We start from the raw sequence: 21,466 nt of genomic DNA on the forward strand, positions 1-21,466 counted from the left end.
CGAGTGGAAGTCGACATTTCGTCAGCTTCGGCGCGCGGGTATTAATGAGTTTGCATTTGACTGCATAACAATGCAAAGATCGGTGTATGACTTCCGTAGCCGTCGCCGGTGCCAGCGGGTATGCCGGCGGGGAAATCCTGCGTCTGCTGCTCGGCCATCCCGCATACGCCGACGGCAGGCTGACCATCGGTGCGCTGACCGCCGCGGCCAGCGCGGGCAGCACGCTCGGCGAGCACCATCCGCACCTGCTGCCGCTGGCCGACCGGGTGCTGCAACCGACCGATGCCGCGCTGCTCGCCCAGCATGACGTGGTGTTCCTCGGCCTGCCGCACGGCCATTCGGCCGAACTCGCAGAACAGCTCGGCGACACCGTCATCATCGACTGCGGCGCGGACTTCCGGCTGACCGACGCCGCCGACTGGGAGAAGTTCTACGGCAGCGCCCACGCCGGCACGTGGCCCTACGGTCTGCCGGAGTTGCCCGGCGGCCGGGAGGCTCTCATCGGTGCGACGCGCATCGCGGTGCCGGGTTGCTATCCGACCTCGGCCCTGCTGGCCCTGCTGCCGGCCGTCGCGGCCGATCTGGTCGACCCGAAGGTCACCGTCGTCGCGGTCAGCGGAACGTCCGGTGCGGGCAAGTCGGCCAAGGTCGAGCTGCTGGGGGCCGAGGTGATCGGCTCCGCGCGGGCCTACAACGTCGGCGGCAAACACCGGCACATCCCGGAGATCGCCCAGGGGCTGCGCACGGTCACCGACAAGCCCGTCACCGTCTCGTTCACCCCGGTGCTCATCCCGACGTCGAGGGGCATCCTGGCCACCTGCACCGCGCCGACCGAAGCGTCCGAGGCCGAGATCCGGGCGGCCTACGAGAAGGCCTATGCCGACGAGCCGTTCATTCACCTGCTGCCCGAAGGGCTGTTGCCCAAGACCGGCGCCGTGATCGGTAGCAACGCCGCGCAGATCGCTGTAGCCGTCGACGACGAGGCCAAGACGCTGGTGGCCATCTGTGCCATCGACAACCTCACCAAGGGCACCGGGGGCGCGGCGGTGCAGTCGATGAACCTGGCGCTGGGCTGGCCCGAGACCGAAGGACTGTCGACCGTGGGAGTGGCACCGTGAGCGAAGCGAACCATCCGGCCCCGAAGCTGGTACGCACGCAGGGCGTGACGGCGCCGGCAGGCTTCCGGGCCACCGGGATCTCGGCCGGAATCAAGGCTTCCGGTGCGCTGGATCTGGCGTTGGTGTTCAACGAGGGCCCCGATCATCACGCCGCCGGCGTGTTCACCCGCAACCAGATCAAGGCGGCGCCGGTGCAGTGGTCCCAGCAGGTGCTGACCACGGGCCGGCTGCGGGCCGTCATCCTGAACTCCGGCGGCGCCAATGCCTGCACCGGAGCCGGCGGGTTCCAGGACACCCACACCACGGCCGAGGCGGTCGCCGCGGCGCTGAGCGACTGGGGCACCGAGACCGGCGCCATCGAGGTCGCCGTGTGCTCGACCGGTCTGATCGGTGACCGGCTGCCGATGGACAAGGTGCTTGCCGGCGTCACCGAGATCGTGCACGAGATGGCGGGCGGACTGACCGGCGGCGACGAGGCCGCCCGGGCCATCATGACCACCGACACGGTTCCCAAACAGGTTGCGTTGCATGCCGACAGCTGGACCGTCGGCGGGATGGCCAAGGGGGCGGGCATGCTCGCCCCGTCGTTGGCCACCATGCTGGTGGTCCTGACCACCGACGCGGCCGCGGACCCGGCCGCGCTGGACACCGCGCTGCGGCGGGCCACCGCCCGCACCTTCGACCGCCTCGACGTCGACGGCAGCTGCTCCACCAACGACACCGTGCTCCTGCTGTCGTCGGGAGCCAGCGAGGCGACCCCGAGCCAGGACGAACTGGACGCGGCCGTCCTCGCCGTCTGCGACGACCTGTGCGCCCAGTTGCAGGCCGATGCCGAGGGCGTCACCAAGCGCATCACCGTCACCGTCGCCGGCGCCGCCTCCGAGGGCGACGCCCTGGTCGCCGCCCGTGCCATCGCCCGCGACAGCCTGGTCAAGACCGCGCTGTTCGGATCCGATCCGAACTGGGGGCGGGTGCTGGCCGCGGTCGGGATCGCCCCGGTGACGCTGGATCCGCAGCGGATCAGCGTGTCGTTCAACGGTTCTCCGGTGTGTGTCGACGGAGCCGGCGCCCCCGGCGCCCGCGAGGTCGACCTGTCCGGCGACGAGATCGAGGTCATGGTCGATCTGGCCTCCGGCGAGGCCACCGCGTCGATCCGGACCACCGACCTGTCCCACGCGTACGTCGAAGAGAACTCGGCGTACAGCTCATGACCTCCACGTCGTTGAAGGCCTCCGTGCTGGCCGAGGCGCTGCCCTGGCTCAAGCAGCTGCACGGCAGGATCGTCGTCGTCAAGTACGGCGGCAACGCCATGACCGACGACACCCTGAAGGCCGCGTTCGCCGCCGACATGGTGTTCCTGCGCAACTGTGGCATCCGGCCCGTCGTCGTGCACGGCGGCGGCCCGCAGATCAGCGCCATGCTGAAAAGGCTCGGTATCGCAGGCGATTTCAAGGGTGGGTTCCGGGTCACCACGCCCGAAGTGCTCGATGTCGCCCGGATGGTGCTGTTCGGCCAGGTCGGCCGCGAACTCGTCGGGCTCATCAACGCGCACGGACCCTACGCCGTCGGCGTGACGGGCGAGGATGCCCAACTGTTCACCGCGGTGCGGCGCAGCGTCACGGTCGACGGCGTGGCCACCGACATCGGACTGGTCGGCGACGTCGCACACGTCAACGCCGACTCACTGCTGGATCTCATTGCCGCCGGCCGGATCCCAGTGGTCTCGACCATCGCCCCGGACGCCGACGGACTGGTGTACAACATCAACGCCGACACCGCGGCCGCCGCGCTGGCCGAGGCGCTCGGCGCCGAGAAGCTGCTGATGCTCACCGATGTCGAGGGCCTGTACACCGACTGGCCCGACCGTACCTCGCTGGTCAGCGAGATCGACAGCGCCGCACTGACGCAACTGCTGCCGAAGCTGGAATCGGGCATGGTGCCCAAGATCGAGGCCTGCCTGCGCGCCGTCAACGGTGGGGTCCCCAGCGCGCATGTCATCGACGGCCGCGTCGAACACTGTGTCCTCGTCGAGCTGCTCACCGACGAGGGCACCGGAACCAAGGTGGTGCCCGCCCCATGAGTCAACTCCAGACCCGCTGGGAAGCGGTGATGATGAACAACTACGGCACCCCGCCACTGGCCCTGGTGGCCGGGGACGGCGCCGTGGTCACCGACGAATCCGGCAAGAACTATCTCGACCTGCTCGGCGGAATCGCGGTCAATCTGCTGGGGCATCGTCACCCCGCCGTCATCGAGGCCGTCACCGCACAGCTCAACACGCTGGGGCACACGTCGAATCTGTATGCCACCGAGCCGGGTATCGCGCTGGCCGAGATGCTCGTCGACCATCTGGGTCATCCCGCCCGGGCGTTCTTCTGCAATTCGGGCACCGAGGCCAACGAGGTGGCCTTCAAGATCACCCGGCTCACCGGGCGGACCAAAGTCGTTGCCGCCGAAGGAGGATTTCACGGCCGCACGATGGGATCGCTGGCGCTCACCGGGCAACCGGCCAAGCGGGCGCCGTTCGAACCGCTGCCCGGCGATGTCACCTTCGTGCCCTATGGCGACACCGAGGCGCTGCGCAACGCGGTCACCGACGAAACCGCCGCGGTGTTCCTGGAACCGATCATGGGGGAGGGCGGCGTCGTCGTACCACCGCCGGGCTACCTGGCCGCCGCCCGCGAGATCACGACCGCCCACGGCACGTTGCTGGTGCTCGACGAGGTGCAGACCGGCGTCGGCCGCACCGGAGCGTTCTACGCCCACCAGCACGACGGCATCACCCCCGACGTCGTCACGCTGGCCAAGGGGCTGGGCGGCGGACTGCCGATCGGCGCCTGCCTCGCCCTCGGGACGACGGCAGATCTGCTCACCCCCGGAATGCATGGCAGCACCTTCGGCGGCAACCCGATCAGCACCGCCGCGGCTTTGGCGGTGCTCAGGACGCTGTCTGCCGATGACCTGATCGCCCGAACTGCGGTGGCGGGCAAGACGATCAGCCACGGCATCGAGGAGATCGGCCATCCGCTGGTCGACCATGTTCGCGGCAAGGGCCTGCTCATCGGCATCGCGCTGACACAGGAGAAGGCCAAGGCCGTCGAGATGGCGGCACGCGAGGCCGGATTCCTGGTCAACGCCGCGGCACCCGATGTCGTCCGGCTGGCGCCGCCGCTGATCATCACCGACCCCCAGATCGACGAATTCCTCACCGCGTTGCCCGCGGTGCTCGACAAAGGATCGCTGTGACACGACATTTTCTGCGCGATGATGACCTGAACCCCGACGAGCAGGCCGAGGTCCTGGCGCTGGCCGCCGAGTTGAAGCAGGCGCCGTTCAGCCGCCGACCGCTGGAGGGGCCGCGCGGTGTGGCGGTCATCTTCGAGAAGAACTCCACCCGCACCCGGTTCTCGTTCGAGATGGGGATCGCCCAGCTCGGTGGTCACGCCGTCGTGGTCGACGGCCGCAGCACCCAGCTCGGCCGCGAAGAGACGCTCGAGGACACCGGGGTGGTGCTATCGCGCTACGTCGACGCCATCGTGTGGCGGACGTTCGCCCAGGAACGGTTGTCCGCCATGGCGAGTGGTGCCTCCGTCCCGATCGTCAACGCGCTGTCCGACGAGTTCCACCCCTGCCAGGTGCTCGCCGATCTGCAGACCCTTGTCGAGCGCAAGGGTGAGCTGAAGGGTCTGACCATGACCTACCTGGGCGACGGTGCCAACAACATGGCGCACTCGCTGATGCTGGGTGGGGTGACCGCCGGGATCGACGTCACCATCGCCGCTCCGGCCGGCTTCGAGCCGCACCCGCAATTCGTCGACGCCGCGCGCCGACGTGCCGCCGACACCGGCGCGACGGTGGCCGTGACGGCCGACCCGAAGGCCGCCGTCGAGGGTGTCGACGTGCTGGTCACCGACACTTGGACCTCGATGGGTCAAGAGAACGACGGTCTCGACCGGGTGCGGCCGTTCCGCCCGTTCCAGGTCAACGCCGACCTGCTGGCGCTGGCCGACCCCGACGCGGTTGTGCTGCACTGCCTTCCGGCGCACCGCGGGCACGAGATCACCGATGAGGTCATCGACGGCCCGCAGAGCGCGGTGTTCGACGAGGCCGAGAACCGGCTGCACGCCCAGAAGGCGCTGCTGGCCTGGTTGTTGGAACGAGCATGACATGAGCACCCCCACCCGGGTCGGCCGCCAGGCCCGCATCCTCACGCTGCTGTCGTCGCACGCGATCAGCAGCCAGACCGAGCTGGCCGCGCTGTTGGCCGCCGACGGTATCGAGGTCACCCAGGCCACCCTGTCCCGGGACCTCGAAGAGCTCGGCGCGGTGAAACTGCGCGGGGCCGACGGCGGGGTCGGGGTGTACGTGGTGCCCGAGGACGGCAGCCCGGTGCGGGGCGTGTCGGGCGGGACCGAGCGGGTCACCAAGCTGCTCGGGGAACTACTGGTGTCCACCGATTCCAGCGCCAACCTGGCCGTGCTGCGCACCCCGCCGGGGGCGGCGCACTACCTGGCCAGTGCCATCGACCGGGCATCGTTGCCCCAGGTTGTCGGCACCGTCGCCGGTGATGACACCATCTTCGTGATAGCGCGCGAGCCGATGACCGGCGCCGAGCTCGCGACCATGTTCGAGAACTTGAAATAAGCGGTCCTTGGACCCGAAGAAATAAGGAGATCAACCAATGTCCGAACGCGTCATCCTGGCGTATTCCGGCGGTCTGGACACCTCGGTGGCCATCAGCTGGATCGGCAAGGAAACCGGCAAGGAGGTCGTCGCCGTCGCCATCGACCTCGGCCAGGGCGGCGAGGACATGGAGGTCGTGCGCCAGCGCGCCCTGGACTGCGGCGCCGTGGAGGCCGTCGTCGTGGACGCCCGCGACGAGTTCGCCGACGAGTACTGCCTGCCGACCATCCAGTCCAACGCGCTCTACATGGACCGCTACCCGCTGGTCTCGGCGATCAGCCGCCCGCTGATCGTCAAGCACCTGGTCAAGGCTGCCCGCGAACACGGCGGCGGCGTCGTCGCGCACGGCTGCACCGGCAAGGGCAACGACCAGGTCCGCTTCGAGGTCGGATTTGCCTCGCTGGCACCGGATCTCGAAGTTCTGGCGCCGGTGCGTGACTACGCCTGGACCCGGGAGAAGGCCATCGCCTTCGCCGAGGAGAACGCCATCCCGATCAACGTCACCAAGCGTTCGCCGTTCTCGATCGACCAGAACGTGTGGGGCCGTGCGGTGGAGACCGGATTCCTGGAGCACCTGTGGAACGCGCCCACCAAGGACGTCTACGACTACACCGAAGACCCCACCATCAACTGGAGCAGCCCCGACGAGGTGATCGTCGGCTTCGACAAGGGTGTGCCGGTCTCGATCGACGGCCGCCCGGTGACCGTGCTGCAGGCCATCGAGGAGCTCAACCGGCGCGCCGGCGCCCAGGGTGTCGGACGCCTGGACGTCGTCGAGGACCGCCTGGTCGGCATCAAGAGCCGCGAGATCTACGAGGCGCCCGGCGCCATGGTGCTGATCACCGCGCACACCGAACTGGAGCACGTCACCCTGGAGCGCGAGCTGGGCCGCTACAAGCGTGGCACCGACCAGAAGTGGGGCGAGCTGGTCTACGACGGCCTCTGGTACTCGCCGCTCAAGCGCGCCCTGGAGTCGTTCGTCGCGCACACCCAGGAGCACGTCACCGGTGAGATCCGCCTGGTGCTGCACGGCGGGCACATCGCGGTCAACGGCCGGCGCAGCCCGACCTCGCTGTACGACTTCAACCTGGCCACCTATGACGAGGGCGACAGTTTCGACCAGTCCTCGGCGAAGGGCTTCGTGCACGTGCACGGGTTGTCGTCGAAGATCTCGGCCAAGCGCGACCTGGGCTTGTGACGCCCAATCGCACAAATGGGCGCAAAAGTGCGAGTAGAAGTCGTCAGAACGTCGATCTCGGCGGAATGAGGGGCATCAAGTGAGCACCAACGAAGGGTCGCTGTGGGGCGGACGGTTCGCCGACGGGCCGTCCGACGCGCTGGCCGCACTGAGCAAGTCCACCCACTTCGACTGGGCGCTGGCGCCGTATGACGTGACCGCGTCCAAGGCGCACGCCCGGGTGCTGCACCGCGCCGGGTTGCTCACCGACGAGCAGCGTGACGGGTTGCTGGCCGGTCTGGACAGCCTGGGTTCCGACGTGGCCGACGGCAGCTTCGGCCCACTGCCCTCCGACGAGGACGTGCACGGCGCACTCGAACGCGGACTGATCGACCGCGTCGGACCCGAACTCGGCGGGCGGCTGCGGGCCGGACGATCCCGCAACGACCAGGTGGCCACGCTGTTCCGGATGTGGCTGCGTGACGCCGTCAAGGCCGTCGGCAACGGGTTGCTCGATGTGGTGGCCGCCCTGGCCACCCAGGCCGCTGCGCACCCGACGGCGATCATGCCGGGCAAGACGCACCTGCAGTCCGCCCAGCCGGTGCTGCTGGCCCACCACCTGTTGGCGCACGCGCACCCGTTGCTGCGGGACGCCGAGCGCCTCGTCGATCTGGACAGGCGAACGGCGGTGTCACCGTACGGTTCCGGGGCCCTGGCCGGATCCTCGCTGGGCCTGGATCCGGACGCCATCGCCGATGAGCTGGGATTCGCCACGGCGGCAGACAATTCCATCGACGCCACCGCCGCCCGCGACTTCGCCGCCGAGGCCGCGTTCGTGTTCGCGATGATCGCGGTCGATCTGTCCCGGCTGTCCGAGGACATCATTTTGTGGAGCACCACAGAATTCGGCTACGTCACGCTGCACGACGCGTGGTCGACGGGCAGTTCGATCATGCCGCAGAAGAAGAACCCGGATATCGCCGAACTCGCGCGCGGGAAGTCGGGTCGGCTGATCGGCAACCTGACCGGCCTGCTGGCCACACTCAAGGCGCAGCCGCTGGCCTACAACCGGGATCTGCAGGAGGACAAGGAACCGGTCTTCGATTCGGTGGCGCAACTGCGATTGCTGCTGCCGGCGATGGCCGGGTTGGTCGGCACGCTGACCTTCGATACCGGCCGGATGGCCGAGCTGGCGCCGCTGGGCTATACCCTGGCCACCGATATCGCCGAATGGATGGTGCGCCGAGGTATTCCGTTCCGTGTGGCGCACGAGGCGGCCGGTGCGGCGGTGAAGGCCGCCGAGACCCGAAACGTCGGGCTGGAGGAGCTCGCCGATGACGAGCTCGCCGGTATTCACCCCGGCCTGACCGCTCAGGTCCGCGAAGTGCTGACCATCGCCGGTTCGGTCGAGTCGCGCGATGCCCGCGGTGGTACCGCGCCGGTGCAGGTGGCACGGCAACTCGGTGTGGTCCGCGACACCGCAGACCAGCTGCGGATCAAGCTGCGCTAGGTATCATCTCCCACCATGGAACCGGCTCGGGGGAGTGCCGTGACCGTCACCGGACGTATCCGGCAGTGGCTTTCGGGATGGGGTCTGAAGGAATGGCGCAGGGCGGGGCTGGTCGCGGTCCTGGTCGGCACGGCGGCATTCGGTGGCCTGGACACGGTCAACAAGAAGGTCACCGATATCAAGCCCGGCGAGATGTTCAGCACCGGCAGGTTCGAGATCACCGTCCAGCGGGCGAGTCTGGTCGACGAGGTGCGTGCGGGCAGCACGATTCTCTTTCCGCCGAAGCCCGGGCGTCGCTACCTCGGACTGGTGGTGAAGGCACGCAACGCCGGCACCTTGCCGGGCAATGTGCAGGATGTCGTGAGTCTGGCCGACCTGCCCGTAGCCGACGAACTCGTCCCGATGCGGCTCGCCGACGGCACGCAGACAGTGTGGTTGGGCCCGGGACTCACCGATGATCTCGTGCTGCTCTGGGATGTCCCGGAAACCGCTGTCTCGGTGGGCTCGGATGTGCGGGTGCGCGTCTTCAAGGAGGCCAAGAAGCTGAACGCCACGGTGGGCCAGGGTTGGGTGCCGGTTACCAGTACCTATGGTCGACTCGCCATCCAGGTCGGTGGCCGATCGTGAAGCGGGCGTTGACCGCAACGGCGACGGCCGCGGTGATCGCGGCGGCGGCCTGGATGTGGCACAACCTTCCCACTCCAGACGATGTGTTCGCCCCGTTCGACGTGAGTGTGGGGATGGGACAGCAGGCCATCGGGTACGCCGTCAGCGCCGAAGTCAGTGGGGTCCGCATCGGTCCGCAGGTGCGCAAGGAGCAGTACCGCCCGCTGGTGCTCGATGCCGTGGGTATGTGGGTCGTCGTCGACGGTGAGGCCATGACGACGCGCTCGGACGAAGTGGCGACCGTCGAGTTGATCGTCGGTCCCAACACGTATCGGCCGACGCACCGGATCGGGGTCATGCCGTTGGCCGGGTCCCTGGCGCCGGGCATCGCCGTGCGCGGCTCCTGGGTCTTCGATGTGCCGGCCGATCTCGCTGCTCCGGGACGGGGGAAGATGACCCTGCGGATCTGGGTCGACGACTGGCGGCTGGATTCGCGCCTCGTCATCGACATGGATCTCGATGATGCGCGCGTCCAACGCACCGACCAGATACAGATCGGGCCCGCAACGCAGGTCGGCACATGAAGATTCGGCTGTGGCAGCGCAATGTCATCGGCGCGGCGGTATGCGTGGCAGCGTGCGTGGCGGCCGCCGTCTTCATTCTCCTTCCGGCATGGCAGCGTTACGTGAGCTCGGTCGAACCCGCTTTCATCGGCGAGCCACGCCGGCCGGTCACCGTCGACGGGCAGACGTTCGAGGTACGCAACGTCAGCCGGACGACCGCCCATCCAGGGTCCGGCAGGCCGCTGCCGGAGGGCACGGTCCTGGTGAACGTCGACATCACCCGGTCGGGGAACGCATCCCCCGAGTTCTATTGCGGCGGATTCCTGGTGGACGACGAGCGCTCATGGCGTGCCACCGGCCCGCCCTGCGGTGCCGAGACATCGATGAAGTGGCGGTTCCTGATTCCGGCCACAGCCGAACCCGATGCGGTCGACGTCAGGAATCCGGACGGCTCGATACTGGTCCGGCTGCCGCTGTAGCGTCCGCGGACTTGCGCTGCGCGCGGTCCAGACACCACGCCAGCATGCCGGCGACAAGGCAGATCCTCAGCGGTTCCACGATCGTGTGGGATATCAGCGCCATCACATCCCATGTGCCGAACCAGAAGGAGATGTCGTGCGGTCCCAGCACCCACGCCATGCCGCGGAACAGATAGCCGGGCCCGATCTGCGCGCGGTAGTAGCTGCCTGACATGTCCAGCCAGGCGAGTCCGAGGTACCCGAGCACGTACAACGACACCGCGAAAAGTCCACCGGCAGCGATGACATGAGCCGAATCGACGATCGGTTTGAACTTGCCGATCTGGCCAGTCAGCTGATCGCGCACCTCGCCACGCACCCTGCCGGGCAGGCGGTTCCATCCCGTGCTCAGTTGATTCCTGCGGGACGCCGAGCGATCGATCCACCGGCCCATCCGCTCACCGCCCAACCGGCGGGCTTCGGTGTCCCAATCGGCCTTCGACGTCGCGCCATAGACGATGCAGGCCACGGCGAGCCACAGCAGCGGTACGGCCGCGCCGCCGAATACGGTGCTCAGGGTCCACATCAACGCGTCCCACAATTTCTGGAGGAACTTGACGTGGGCGAACAGGCTCTCGCGGGACTCGTTGAACCACACGACGATCCGCCGCTCCGATACCCAGGCGGACGGATTGATCAACAGGGTGACACCCTTGCTGGCGGAGAGGGTGAGCACCAGGAACACCCACAGCGCATCCAGGTAGACCTGCACCGGCAACAGCCATACCGGCATGCGGTCCTTTAGCCGGTTGAGCAGGAAGCGGGTTACCAACGCCGCGCCGATGATGACGATCGTGACGGTGCTGACCGGCAGCGCCTCGGGATTCAGTTCGCTTGTGCCCGGAGTGGTCAGGGCCTCACCGACCCGGTAGTGCAGCGCGCGGTACTCGAAGGCCAGCCAGTCCTCGCGGAACATTTGCCACGCGAGATAGATCGCGAAGAACGGGACGATGATGGTTGCGAACAAATCGATCTGGCGTGCCGAGCGGCGTGGTAACGCGGCCAGCGTGGGAATGCCCTGACGGATGACATAGAACATCGCGACATAAGATCCCAGCCGAGCGATACCGGCCAAGGGCATGATCAGCGAGGCCCACACATTGTTGTCGTATCCCGCCCACGCCGCCCATTCGATGGCACCGGTGCGCAGCAGCCAGCCGACCAGATAACACGCCGCCAATTGTGGGAAGTAGCGGATACACAGCGTCAGTGGCGCCAGTACGTATCGCACCACAGCATCGTAAGCTCAGCCGATCGACTCGGAGAGCGCCAACCACTTCTCCTCGAGTTCGGCGACCTCGGTCTCCAGTTGCCGCAGCGTGCCGGTAAGCCGTTGCAGCCCTTCGTAGTCGTCCTGATCGTGCTCAGCCAGCTCGACGTGCGCGGTGTCGATCTGACCCGCGAGCTTCTCCAGCCGCCGCTCGATCGACGCGACCTCCTTCTGGGCGGCCCGCAATTCGGCGCCCGACAACCCCTCCTGCACCGCAGCCTTGATGGGCGCCGCGCCCGTCTGCGCGGCGTGCGAGGCGCGCAACCGAAGGTATTCGTCGACGCCGCCGGGCAGGTGCCGCAGATGCCCGCCGAGAATCCCGTACTGCTGGTCGGTGACGCGCTCCAAAAAGTAGCGGTCGTGGCTCACCACGATCAGCGTGCCGGGCCAGGAGTCCAGCAGATCCTCCATCGCCGCCAGCATGTCGGTGTCCAGATCATTGGTGGGCTCGTCGAGGATCAACACATTGGGCTGCTCCAGCAGGATCAGCAGCAGCTGCAGGCGACGCTGCTGACCGCCGGACAGATCCTTCACCGGCGTCGACAGCTGCGCGCTGCCGAAGCCCAGCCGCTCCAACAGCTGGCTCGGCGTGAGCTCCTGCGCCTTGGAGCCCGCCCCGAACGTGTACGTCGTGGCCAGCCGGCTCAACACCACCCGGACGGGTTCGTCGAGGTGGTCGGCCAGGCGGTCCACACTCTGGGTCAGGGTGGCGATGTTGACGGTCTTACCGTGCTTGACCCTGCCCTCGGTGGGCTGCACCGAACCGTCGACCAGTCCCAGCAGGGTCGACTTGCCTGCACCGTTGACGCCGAGGATGCCGGTGCGTTCCCCGGGGGCGATGCGCCATTCGACGTCCCGCAAGACCGACCGGTCGGCATAGGACACGGAGACGTCCAGCAGATCGACGACCTGCTTGCCCAGCCGCGTCACCGCCAGCGACTGCAGGGCCACCTTGTCCCGGATCTCGGGCACATCGGCGATCAATGCATTGGCCGCGTCGATGCGGAACTTCGGTTTGGAGGTGCGCGCCGGTGCGCCCCGGCGCAGCCAGGCCAGCTCCTTGCGGGCCAGGTTCTGCCGGCGCGCCTCGATGGTGGCGGCCTGCCGATCCCGCTCCACCCGCTGCAGGATGTAGGCGGCGTAGCCGCCGTCGAACGGCTCGACGATGCGGTCGTGCACCTCCCACGTCACCGTGCACACCTCGTCGAGGAACCAACGGTCGTGGGTGACGACCAGCAACCCGCCCGAGGTGGCCGACCAGCGCCGCTTGAGGTGCTCGGCCAGCCAGGTGATGGCCTCGACGTCGAGGTGGTTGGTCGGCTCGTCCAAGGCCAGGACATCGTGGTCGCCGGCGAGCAGGCGGGCCAGCGCCACCCGACGCCGCTGGCCGCCCGACAGAGTGCCCAGCACCGCGCCCCACTCGAGGTCACCGAGCAGGCCGGCGATGACGTCCCGGCCGCGCGGGTCGCCCGCCCACACGTGTTCGGGAACGTCGCCGACCACCGCATGCCCGACGGTGTCGGTGGGGTCGAGGGTGTCGGCCTGATCGAGAACCCCCACGCGCACCCCGCCACGCACGGTGACCCGACCCGAATCTGGAGTCAGTCGCCCGGCCAGCATGGCCAGCAGGCTCGACTTGCCGTCACCGTTTCGGCCCACGATGCCGATCCGGTCGCCCTCGTTCACGCCGAGCGAGACGGAGTCGAAGACAACCTTGGTGGGGTATTCCAGATGGAGGGCCTCGGCCCCGAGAAGATGTGCCATGTCCTGTCCAGGTTAGTGCGGGCCACGCTGCACATTCCCAGCGGTCGACCAGCAGCGCTGTGCCATGATGTCGAGGCAATCGGGGGGATTGCGAGTTACTCCGGTACGCCGATAGCAGGGGAGCGCGCTTTGGTGGATTTTTCGCTGATCACCGGTCCGGTGAGCCGATTTCTGGCCACCGCGCAGAACGGCATCGAGGTGCTGCGCTACGGCGGTCTGGAAACCGGTGCGGTCCCCTCGCCGTATCAGATCATCGAGAGCGTGCCGATGTACCGGCTGCGCCGGTACTTTCCGCCCGACACGCGGCCCGGGACGGCGCCGTCCGGGCCGCCCGTGCTGATGGTCCATCCGATGATGATGTCCGCCGACATGTGGGACGTCACCCGTGAGGACGGTGCGGTCGGCATCCTGCACGCCGCGGGTATCGACCCGTGGGTCATCGACTTCGGTTCACCCGATCAGGTCGAGGGCGGCATGCAACGCAACCTCGCCGACCACGTCGTAGCGCTGAATGATGCGATCGACACCGTCAAGAAGGTGACCGGCAGCGATGTACATCTGGCCGGTTACTCCCAGGGCGGCATGTTCTGCTATCAGACCGCCGCCTATCGGCGCTCCAAGGATCTGGCCAGCATCATCGGATTCGGTTCGCCGGTGGACACCCTGGCCGCGCTGCCGATGGGGATCCCGCCGAATGTCGGTGCCGTCGCCGCGAACTTCATGGCCGACCACGTCTTCTCCCGCATCGACATCCCGGGGTGGTTGGCCCGCACCGGTTTTCAGATGCTCGACCCGCTCAAGACCGCGCAGGCGCGCCTGGACTTCCTGCGTCAGCTGCACGACCGCGAGGCCCTGCTGCCCCGGGAGCAGCAGCGCCGGTTCCTCGATTCCGAGGGCTGGATCGCCTGGTCGGGACCGGCGATTTCCGAACTGCTCAAACAGTTCATCGCACACAACCGGATGATGTCCGGCGGGTTCAACATCCACGGCGAGCTGGTGACGCTGGCCGATATCAAGTGCCCGGTGCTGGCCGTCATCGGTGAGGTCGACGATATCGGTCAGCCGGCGGCGGTGCGCGGTATCAAGACCGCCGCCCCGCAGGCCGAGACCTACGAATACCTGATCCGCGCAGGGCATTTCGGACTCGTCGTCGGCTCGAAGGCGGCGACGCAGACCTGGCCGACGGTCGCCTCGTGGGTCAAGTGGCGCAACGGCCAGGGCGCGCTGCCGGATGACGTCGCCCCGATGGGCCAGCAGCCGACGGAGTCCGCCGACGCCGGCGTGGCCCTGACCTCGCGGGTCGCGCACGGTGCGGCGGCCGCCTCGGAGATGGCCTTCGACCTGGCCCGCTCGGCCGCAGGCGCGGTCGTCGCGACCAACAAGTCTGCGCGCACCCTGCTGGTGGAGACCGCGCGCACCCTTCCGCGGTTGGCGCGTCTGGGCCAGATCAACGATCACACCCGGATCTCGCTCGGGCGCATCATGACCGAGCAGGCGATGAGCCATCCCGACGGCGAGTTCCTGCTGTTCGACGGTCGGGTGCACACCTATGAGGCGGTGGACCGCCGCGTCAACAACGTCGTCCGCGGTCTGATCGAGGTCAACGTGCGCCAGGGTGTCCGGGTCGGTGTGCTGATGCAGACCCGGCCCAGCGCGCTGGTCGCCATCGCGGCGCTGTCGCGGCTGGGTGCGGTGGCGGTGCTGATGCCCCCGGATGCAGATCTGGCGCAGGCCGCACGACTCGGCGGCGTGGTGGAGATCCTGACCGACCCGGCGAATCTCGATGCCGCGCGCGGCCTGGGCCGCCGTGTGCTGGTGCTCGGCGGCGGCGAGTCGCGCGATTTGCACCTACCGGCCGACGCCGACGTGGTCGACATGGAGCAGATCGATCCGGACCGGGTCGAACTGCCCGGCTGGTATCGGCCCAACCCCGGGTTCGCCCGCGACCTGGCCTATGTCGCCTTCGCGACCATCAACGGCGAACTGGTCGCCCGCCAGATCACCAACTACCGGTGGGCGTTGTCGGCACTCGGTACGGCCTCGGCAGCCAACCTGGGTAACCGGGACACCGTCTACTGCCTGACTCCGCTGCACCATCCGTCCGGTCTGTTGGTCAGCCTGGGCGGTGCGGTGGTGGGCGGTGCCCGCATCGCGCTGTCCCGCGGCCTGGCTCCGGACCGCTTTCTGCACGAGATCCGGCAGTACGGCGTGACCGTGGTGTCCTACACGTGGGCGATGCTGCGCGAGGTGATCGATGACCCGTCGTTCGCGCTGAATGGGACGTTGTCCGTGCGGCTGTTCATCGGCTCGGGTATGCCGGTCGGTCTGTGGCGACGGGTGTCCGAGGTGTTCGCGCCGGCGCACGTGGTCGAGTTCTTCGCCACCACCGATGGGCAGGCGGTGCTGGCCAACGTCGCCGACGCCAAGATCGGCAGCAAGGGCCGACCGCTGCCGGGCGGCCCGTTCGTCGAACTTGCGGCCTATGACGTGGATGACGATCTGATCCTGGAGGACGAGCGCGGGTTCGTGCTGCGCGCCGAGCCCGGCCAGGTCGGTCTGCTGCTGGCCCGGCCGCGGGGCCCGGTGGACCCGACCGCCTCGGTCAAGCGCGGGGTGTTCGCGGCCGCGGACACCTGGGTGTCCACCGAGCAGCTGTTCCGCCGCGACGACGAGGGTGACTACTGGCTGGTCGACAGCCGTAGCTCGGTCATCCGCACGCCCGAGGGGGTGGTGTTCACCGCCGCCGTGAACGACGCCATCGGCCAGATCGGTGCGGTGGATCTGGCGGTCACCTACTGCCTGGAGATCGGCGGCCGGCCGCTGGTACTGACGGCGGTGTCGTTGCGCCCCGGCGGCAGCGTGCCCAGCGCGGAGGTGACCGAGGCGATGGCGGCACTACCGGTGGGCCGACCACCCGATGTGGTCTACGTGGCTGCGGAGATGAAGCTCGGCGCGTCCTACCGGCCCGTGGTGGGACCGTTGCGCGACGCCGGCATCCCGAAGGCGTCACGTAACACCTGGTACTACGACGGCGATACGAAGCAGTACAAGCGCATGACGGCCGCGGTGCGTGCCGAGCTCGGCGATCTGTGACGCCGTGCCCGGTTCATGGCGCGCTGTTAGGCTCTCCCCGGCTAGGAGGATCGTGATGACATCTGTGACCCGTCGTGCGTTGACGGCCGCCGTGATGGCGGCCGGATTGCTGCTCGGTGGCGGCACCGCCACCGCGAATGCGGACATTCTGGACAGCCTCGCCGATGAGTACGGTCGCAGCGCCAGTGGTGGGCAGGTTCCCAATCTGCTCGACGATGCGCTCAACCTGCGTGCCCAGGGCGCCCGGCCGACGCCGGGCAATGTGCAGGCCATCACCGAGGCGCTCAATCAGCGTCCCAATCTGCTCCCGCTCGCCAATGCATTGCGCGCCACCGTCGCGCAGCAGCGCAAGGTGCTGTCCCGCGGTGGCGGCGGTGGCACGGGCGTCATGCCCGGTGGCACGAGCGCTCAGCCGTGGGTACCACCCGGTGATGACACCAACCCGTTGATCCCGGGTGGCTGGGGCGACGGGGTCAACCCGTTCTCGTGACCCTCGACTCGAAACTGCTGGACATCCTCGTCTGCCCGCAGGACCGCGGACCGCTCAGCCTGGTGCCCGGCGAATGCCTGTACAACCCGCGGCTGCGGCGTGCCTACCGGATCGACGACGGTATCCCGGTACTGCTCGTCGACGAGGCGGTGACCGTCACCGATGAGGCCGAGCACGAGCGGTTGGTCAGCTCAGCTGCGGCAGATCCCCGGTGAGATAACGCTGTAGGTTCGGCGCGATGGTCTTGGCGACGATGTCCGGCGGTAGCGACGCGAACGGTTCCAGTTCCAGGATGTAGCGCGCCACGACGACGCCGACGAGCTGCGATGCCACGAACTGCACTCGGTAGGCACCCGATCCCGGCGGCTCGTCCACCCGCGAGCCGATCTCGACGGTGATGACTTCCTGCAGGAATGAGCGCACCAGAGTGACATCGGCGCCGCCGAGCAGCGAGCGCAGCGTCGCGATGAAACCCTTGCCGAGTTCGGAATCCCACAGCGGCAGCAAGAGGCTGGGCAAAACGAAGCCGATCTGGTCCACCGGGGTGTCCCGCAGCGGGCCGATGATCTGCATCGGGTCGATCGGGATCTCGATGGCCGCGGCGAACAGTTGTTGTTTGGTGCCGTAGTAGTGGTGCACCAGGGCGCCGTCGACCCCGGCCGCGGATGCGATCGCGCGGATGGAGGTCTTGTCGAAGCCGTTGCGGGCGAACAGCTCTCGCGCGTGCTCCAGGATCCGGGCGCGGCTGTCCGACGCCCCGGGCGGTCGGCCGGGGCGTTTACGGTCGTTCGTCGTGCTCAAGGTTTCCTAAGCCGTCTTCCGTCGCAGGGTCGCCGCGGCCAGGCTGAGCGCCAGCACCGCGAAGCCGATCACCACCGCGATGTCGCGAGTGGCGGTTGCGGTGAGTTCGGCGTGCGCGCCGACCTGTTGCAGCGCCTCCAGAGCGTAACTGGCGGGCAGCGCATTGCTGATCCAGTGCAACCAGTCCGGCAGCACGTCGCGCGGAACGATGATGCCGCACAACAACAGCTGCGGCGCGATCACCACCGGCATGAACTGCACCGCCTGGAACTCGGTGCGGGCGAAGGCACTGCACAGCAGTCCCAATCCGACACCGAGTACGGCGTTGACGATCGCGATGAGGAATACCAACGCAGGGCTGCCGGCGGTCTGGAAACCCAAGAACCAGAACGCGACCGCGCAGGCCAGCGATGCCTGCACGGCGGCCGCGATGGAGAACGCGGTCCCGTATGCGGCCAGCAGGTCGAACCGGCGCAGTGGGGTCGTCAGAATCCGCTCGAGGGTTCCCGAGACACGTTCGCGCTGCATGGTGATGGAGGTGATCAGGAACATCACGATCAGTGGGAACACGCCGAGCATGATCAAGCAGGCGTTGTTGAACGGTGACGGCGTGCCCGGAGGGTGTCCGACGTTGACGAACATGAAGTACATCAGCGTGATGATCAGTGTGGGGACGACGACGATCATCGCCATGCTGCGGTGATCCCCGGCCAGTTGCCGCAGGATCCGTCCGGTGGTCGCCAGATAGGCCTGCATGCCCGGCGATCGGGTGGTGCTCATGCCGCGGTGCTGTGCCGGATGACCGACAGAAACGCTTCCTCCAGTGCTGAACATCCGGTGTCCTCTCGTAGTCGGGTCGGCGTGGTATGGGCCAGGAGCCGGCCCTCGCGCATCAACAGCAGGTCGCCGCAGTGGTCGGCCTCGTCCATCACATGGCTGGACACCAAAAGCGTGGTCCCGGTATCGGCCAACTCGTGGAACTGCGCCCACAGGTCGACGCGCAACACCGGGTCCAGCCCAACCGTCGGCTCGTCGAGTACCAGCAACTCGGGTTCGGAGACCAGCGCGCAGGCCAGCGAGACCCTGGTGCGCTGACCGCCGGACAGGTTGGCGCACAACGCCGTCCGGTGATCGTTCAGTCCGACGGCGGCGATCGCCCGGTCGGCAGCTCGGGCGTTCTTGCCGTACAGCGACGCGAAGTACCGTGCGTTGTCGATGACGCGCAGGTCGGGGTAGACGGTGGCGTCCTGGGTGACATATCCGACCCGACTGCGCAGATCTGCGCTGCCTGCCGGGTGCCCGAGCACCGTGACCGTGCCCGAGGACAAGATCTGGGTGCCGACGACCGAGCGCATGAGGGTGGTCTTGCCGCATCCGGACGGCCCGAGGAGTCCGGTGATCGACCCGCGACGGATGCGCACGGAGATGTCTTGCAGCACCGTGCGCCTACCGCGCACCACCCGGAGGGCGTCAATCTGTACCGCCGCTCCGTGCGCACCGTACATTAATTCATCGCCGGATGAACTCATCATGTGTTGAATAGTGCGCCCGGGCGGTGGCGGTGTCAAGGCATTGGGCAGAATCGGTGACGTGGACTCACGGGCGTTGGCGGTGGATCCGGTCAGCGCCGCACGACTGCTGCTGGGCGCCCGGCTGCACGGGCGCGACGTCAGCGCGACCATCGTCGAGGTCGAGGCGTACGGCGGACCACCCGACGGGCCGTGGCCCGATTCCTCGGCGCACTCATACCGCGGTCAGCGGGTGCGCAACGCGGTGATGTTCGGACCGCCGGGCCGGCTGTACACCTATCGCAGCCACGGCATCCATGTGTGCGCCAACGTCTCCTGCGGCCCGGACGGAACCGCGGCCGCAGTCCTGTTGCGGGCGGCCGTGATCGACGACGGAGATCCGGTGGCCCGGGCGCGACGGGGAGTGATGCCGCCCGATCGCGCACTGGCCCGGGGGCCGGGCAATCTCTGCTCCGCGCTGGGAATCACCATGGACGACAACGGAATCGACCTGTTCGATGCCGGCAGCCCGATCCGATTGCGACTCGGTACGGCCGAAAATCCGGTCGCCGGTCCACGCGTCGGTGTCAGCACCGCCGCTGATCGGCCCTGGCGCTTCTGGCTGCCCGGACGACCCGAGGTATCGGCCTACCGGCGTAGTCCCCGGGCACCCGCACCGGGCGACAGTGATTGATGCAGGAAGATGGCAGGGTGAGTACGGGCATCCTCGATGAGCTGGAATGGCGTGGACTTATCGCGCAGTCAACCGACCGGGACGCATTGGCCGAGGCGTTGGCCGATGGACCGCTGACGCTGTATTCCGGTTTCGATCCGACCGCACCGAGCCTGCACGCCGGCCATCTCGTGCCCCTTCTCACCCTGCGGCGATTCCAGCAGGCGGGGCATCGGCCCATCGTGCTCGCCGGCGGCGCCACCGGCATGATCGGTGACCCTCGCGACAGCGGGGAGCGCACGATGCAGGCGGCCGACACCATCGCGGACTGGGCGGGCCGCATCCGCGGCCAGCTGGAGAGGTTTGTCGAGTTCACCGACTCGCCGACCGGCGCCATCGTGGAGAACAACCTGTCCTGGACCGGTGAACTCTCGGCCATCGAGTTCCTGCGCGATGTCGGCAAGTACTTCTCGGTCAATGTGATGCTCGATCGGGACACGGTGCGTCGCCGGCTCGAAGGCGACGGCATCTCCTACACCGAGTTCAGCTACATGCTGCTACAGGCCAACGACTACGTGCAGCTGCACGAGCGGCACGGCTGTGCGTTACAGATCGGTGGCTCCGACCAGTGGGGGAACATCGTCGCCGGGGTGCGCCTGGTCCGGCAGAAGCGCGGCGCCGTCGTGCATGCGCTGACGACTCCGCTGGTGACCGACTCCACCGGCAAGAAGTTCGGGAAGTCGACGGGCGGCGGAAACCTCTGGCTCGACCCCGAACTGACCAGCCCGTACGCCTGGTACCAGTACTTCGTGAACACCACCGATGCCGATGTGGTGCCCTACCTGAGGTGGTTCACCTTCCTGCGCCGGGACGAGGTCGACGAGCTCGCCGAGGCGACCGAATCACGCCCCCACGAACGGGCGGCTCAGCGCCGGCTGGCCCGCGAACTCACCACGCTTGTGCATGGTCAGCCGGCCACCGATGCCGTCGAACTGGCCAGCCAGGCCTTGTTCGGACGTGCCGAACTGCGCGACCTCGACGAACCGACGCTCGCCGCGGCGCTGCGCGAGGCCTCCGACGGTGACGTCGCCGAACTGAACCCAGGCGGGCCCGACGGCATCGTCGACCTGCTGGTGGCCAGTGGATTGGTGGCGAGCAAGGGAGCTGCCAAACGCACCCTCGCCGAGGGCGGTGTGTACGTGAACAACGTCCGAATCGAAAGCGACGAGTGGATACCACAGTCATCGGACTTTTTGCACGACCGATGGCTGGTGTTGCGACGTGGCAAGCGCAACATTGCGGGGGTCACCCGGGTGGTGGCCGACAGCTAGCCCGCCGACGCGGCTGACCTGCGGAAATCCTCCGCTGACCAGGCGATTTGACTCGCTGTTAGCCCTGCCGTAACTTATTGCGAGTCAGAGCGACACGGCCTCAAGCCGGAGAGCGAAGACCAAATCCGAGAGAGAAACCCTTAACCGGGGAGTACCTCACTGCCCGCACTACGGACCGCGGCTTTTAGCCGCGGACTTGTTGCGCGGTCAGGATCGGGCGTGTTGTTTGAGAACTCAATAGTGTGTTTGGTGGTTTTTGTTTGTTGTTTTTGGCCATCTTGGTGGGGGACTCCCCGTCTTCCTGCCACGTGGGATGGTTGTTTTTTTGATGCCAGTTTTTGGTGTCTTTTGTTTGTGATCG

Annotated in this window: 21 protein-coding genes; 16 read left to right on the forward strand and 5 right to left on the reverse strand. The window is 67.7% G+C overall.

Annotation, left to right across the window (positions count from 1 at the left end; genetic code table 11):
• The first annotated feature begins 86 nt into the window (after nt 1–86).
• From argC to ACWDUN_RS28015, 11 genes are all read left to right on the forward strand, one after another.
• A complete protein-coding gene (gene argC / locus ACWDUN_RS27965) occupies nt 87–1,118 on the forward strand; it encodes an N-acetyl-gamma-glutamyl-phosphate reductase (RefSeq protein WP_449933853.1) in 1,032 nt (343 codons plus the stop codon).
• Complete coding sequence (argJ, locus tag ACWDUN_RS27970) at nt 1,115–2,329, forward strand: bifunctional glutamate N-acetyltransferase/amino-acid acetyltransferase ArgJ (protein WP_449933855.1); 1,215 nt, start codon at nt 1,115–1,117, stop codon at nt 2,327–2,329. Before argC ends, argJ begins: the two co-directional genes overlap by 4 nt.
• Complete coding sequence (gene argB, locus ACWDUN_RS27975; protein WP_449933856.1) at nt 2,326–3,198, forward strand: acetylglutamate kinase; 873 nt, start codon at nt 2,326–2,328, stop codon at nt 3,196–3,198. Before argJ ends, argB begins: the two co-directional genes overlap by 4 nt.
• Nucleotides 3,195–4,364: an acetylornithine transaminase gene (locus ACWDUN_RS27980; RefSeq protein WP_449933858.1), complete on the forward strand. Its 1,170-nt coding sequence runs from the start codon at nt 3,195–3,197 to the stop codon at nt 4,362–4,364. The genes argB and ACWDUN_RS27980 overlap by 4 nt, the downstream gene beginning before the upstream one ends.
• The gene (gene argF, locus ACWDUN_RS27985) at nt 4,361–5,284 is read left to right on the forward strand and encodes an ornithine carbamoyltransferase (RefSeq protein ID WP_449933860.1); all 924 of its coding nucleotides are present in this window, start codon (nt 4,361–4,363) and stop codon (nt 5,282–5,284) included. Before ACWDUN_RS27980 ends, argF begins: the two co-directional genes overlap by 4 nt.
• A gap of 1 nt (nt 5,285) precedes the next feature.
• Nucleotides 5,286–5,762 (forward strand): arginine repressor, encoded by a 477-nt coding sequence (locus ACWDUN_RS27990; RefSeq protein ID WP_449933862.1) that lies wholly within the window; start codon nt 5,286–5,288, stop codon nt 5,760–5,762.
• A 37-nt stretch (nt 5,763–5,799) separates the two neighbouring features.
• Nucleotides 5,800–6,999: an argininosuccinate synthase gene (locus tag ACWDUN_RS27995; protein WP_449933864.1), complete on the forward strand. Its 1,200-nt coding sequence runs from the start codon at nt 5,800–5,802 to the stop codon at nt 6,997–6,999.
• 79 nt (nt 7,000–7,078) lie between these two features.
• Nucleotides 7,079–8,488 carry an argininosuccinate lyase gene (gene argH, locus ACWDUN_RS28000; RefSeq protein ID WP_449933866.1) on the forward strand — a complete coding sequence of 470 codons (1,410 nt, stop codon included), beginning with the start codon at nt 7,079–7,081 and terminating at the stop codon, nt 8,486–8,488.
• Between the two features lie 15 nt (nt 8,489–8,503).
• Complete coding sequence (locus ACWDUN_RS28005) at nt 8,504–9,115, forward strand: hypothetical protein (RefSeq protein WP_449933867.1); 612 nt, start codon at nt 8,504–8,506, stop codon at nt 9,113–9,115.
• Nucleotides 9,112–9,678: a hypothetical protein gene (locus ACWDUN_RS28010; RefSeq protein ID WP_449933869.1), complete on the forward strand. Its 567-nt coding sequence runs from the start codon at nt 9,112–9,114 to the stop codon at nt 9,676–9,678. Before ACWDUN_RS28005 ends, ACWDUN_RS28010 begins: the two co-directional genes overlap by 4 nt.
• Complete coding sequence (locus ACWDUN_RS28015; protein WP_449933871.1) at nt 9,675–10,136, forward strand: hypothetical protein; 462 nt, start codon at nt 9,675–9,677, stop codon at nt 10,134–10,136. The genes ACWDUN_RS28010 and ACWDUN_RS28015 overlap by 4 nt, the downstream gene beginning before the upstream one ends.
• Here the strand turns inward: ACWDUN_RS28015 and ACWDUN_RS28020 are convergent.
• Complete coding sequence (locus tag ACWDUN_RS28020; RefSeq protein ID WP_449933873.1) at nt 10,093–11,406, reverse strand: hypothetical protein; 1,314 nt, start codon at nt 11,404–11,406, stop codon at nt 10,093–10,095. The two genes, ACWDUN_RS28015 and ACWDUN_RS28020, sit on opposite strands and share 44 nt — an antisense overlap.
• A 15-nt stretch (nt 11,407–11,421) precedes the next feature.
• Nucleotides 11,422–13,209, reverse strand: coding sequence for an ABC-F family ATP-binding cassette domain-containing protein (locus tag ACWDUN_RS28025; RefSeq protein ID WP_449933875.1), 1,788 nt, complete (start codon nt 13,207–13,209; stop codon nt 11,422–11,424).
• Nucleotides 13,210–13,338: 129 nt separating this feature from the next.
• Between ACWDUN_RS28025 and ACWDUN_RS28030 the strand changes: the two genes are divergently transcribed.
• The 3 genes from ACWDUN_RS28030 to ACWDUN_RS28040 are packed head-to-tail and all read left to right on the forward strand — an operon-like array spanning nt 13,339 to nt 17,007.
• On the forward strand, nt 13,339–16,302 hold the full coding sequence (locus ACWDUN_RS28030; protein ID WP_449933877.1) for an acyl-CoA synthetase: 2,964 nt from the start codon (nt 13,339–13,341) through the stop codon (nt 16,300–16,302).
• 55 nt (nt 16,303–16,357) lie between these two features.
• On the forward strand, nt 16,358–16,792 hold the full coding sequence (locus ACWDUN_RS28035) for a hypothetical protein (protein WP_449933879.1): 435 nt from the start codon (nt 16,358–16,360) through the stop codon (nt 16,790–16,792).
• Nucleotides 16,789–17,007, forward strand: coding sequence for a Trm112 family protein (locus ACWDUN_RS28040; protein ID WP_449933881.1), 219 nt, complete (start codon nt 16,789–16,791; stop codon nt 17,005–17,007). Before ACWDUN_RS28035 ends, ACWDUN_RS28040 begins: the two co-directional genes overlap by 4 nt.
• Here the strand turns inward: ACWDUN_RS28040 and ACWDUN_RS28045 are convergent.
• The 3 genes from ACWDUN_RS28045 to ACWDUN_RS28055 are packed head-to-tail and all read right to left on the reverse strand — an operon-like array spanning nt 16,979 to nt 19,125.
• Complete coding sequence (locus ACWDUN_RS28045) at nt 16,979–17,593, reverse strand: TetR/AcrR family transcriptional regulator (protein WP_449933883.1); 615 nt, start codon at nt 17,591–17,593, stop codon at nt 16,979–16,981. The two genes, ACWDUN_RS28040 and ACWDUN_RS28045, sit on opposite strands and share 29 nt — an antisense overlap.
• A 6-nt stretch (nt 17,594–17,599) precedes the next feature.
• A complete protein-coding gene (locus ACWDUN_RS28050) occupies nt 17,600–18,373 on the reverse strand; it encodes an ABC transporter permease (protein WP_449933885.1) in 774 nt (257 codons plus the stop codon).
• Complete coding sequence (locus ACWDUN_RS28055) at nt 18,370–19,125, reverse strand: ABC transporter ATP-binding protein (protein ID WP_449933887.1); 756 nt, start codon at nt 19,123–19,125, stop codon at nt 18,370–18,372. Before ACWDUN_RS28055 ends, ACWDUN_RS28050 begins: the two co-directional genes overlap by 4 nt.
• 58 nt (nt 19,126–19,183) lie before the next feature.
• On the opposite strand from ACWDUN_RS28055, the gene ACWDUN_RS28060 reads away from it, so the two are divergent.
• Nucleotides 19,184–19,795 carry a DNA-3-methyladenine glycosylase gene (locus ACWDUN_RS28060; RefSeq protein ID WP_449933888.1) on the forward strand — a complete coding sequence of 204 codons (612 nt, stop codon included), beginning with the start codon at nt 19,184–19,186 and terminating at the stop codon, nt 19,793–19,795.
• 17 nt (nt 19,796–19,812) lie between these two features.
• Nucleotides 19,813–21,105 (forward strand): tyrosine--tRNA ligase, encoded by a 1,293-nt coding sequence (gene tyrS / locus ACWDUN_RS28065; RefSeq protein ID WP_449933889.1) that lies wholly within the window; start codon nt 19,813–19,815, stop codon nt 21,103–21,105.
• Nucleotides 21,106–21,466: the final 361 nt, after the last annotated feature.

The sequence above is a fragment of the Mycobacterium sp. NPDC003323 genome (assembly GCF_053589535.1).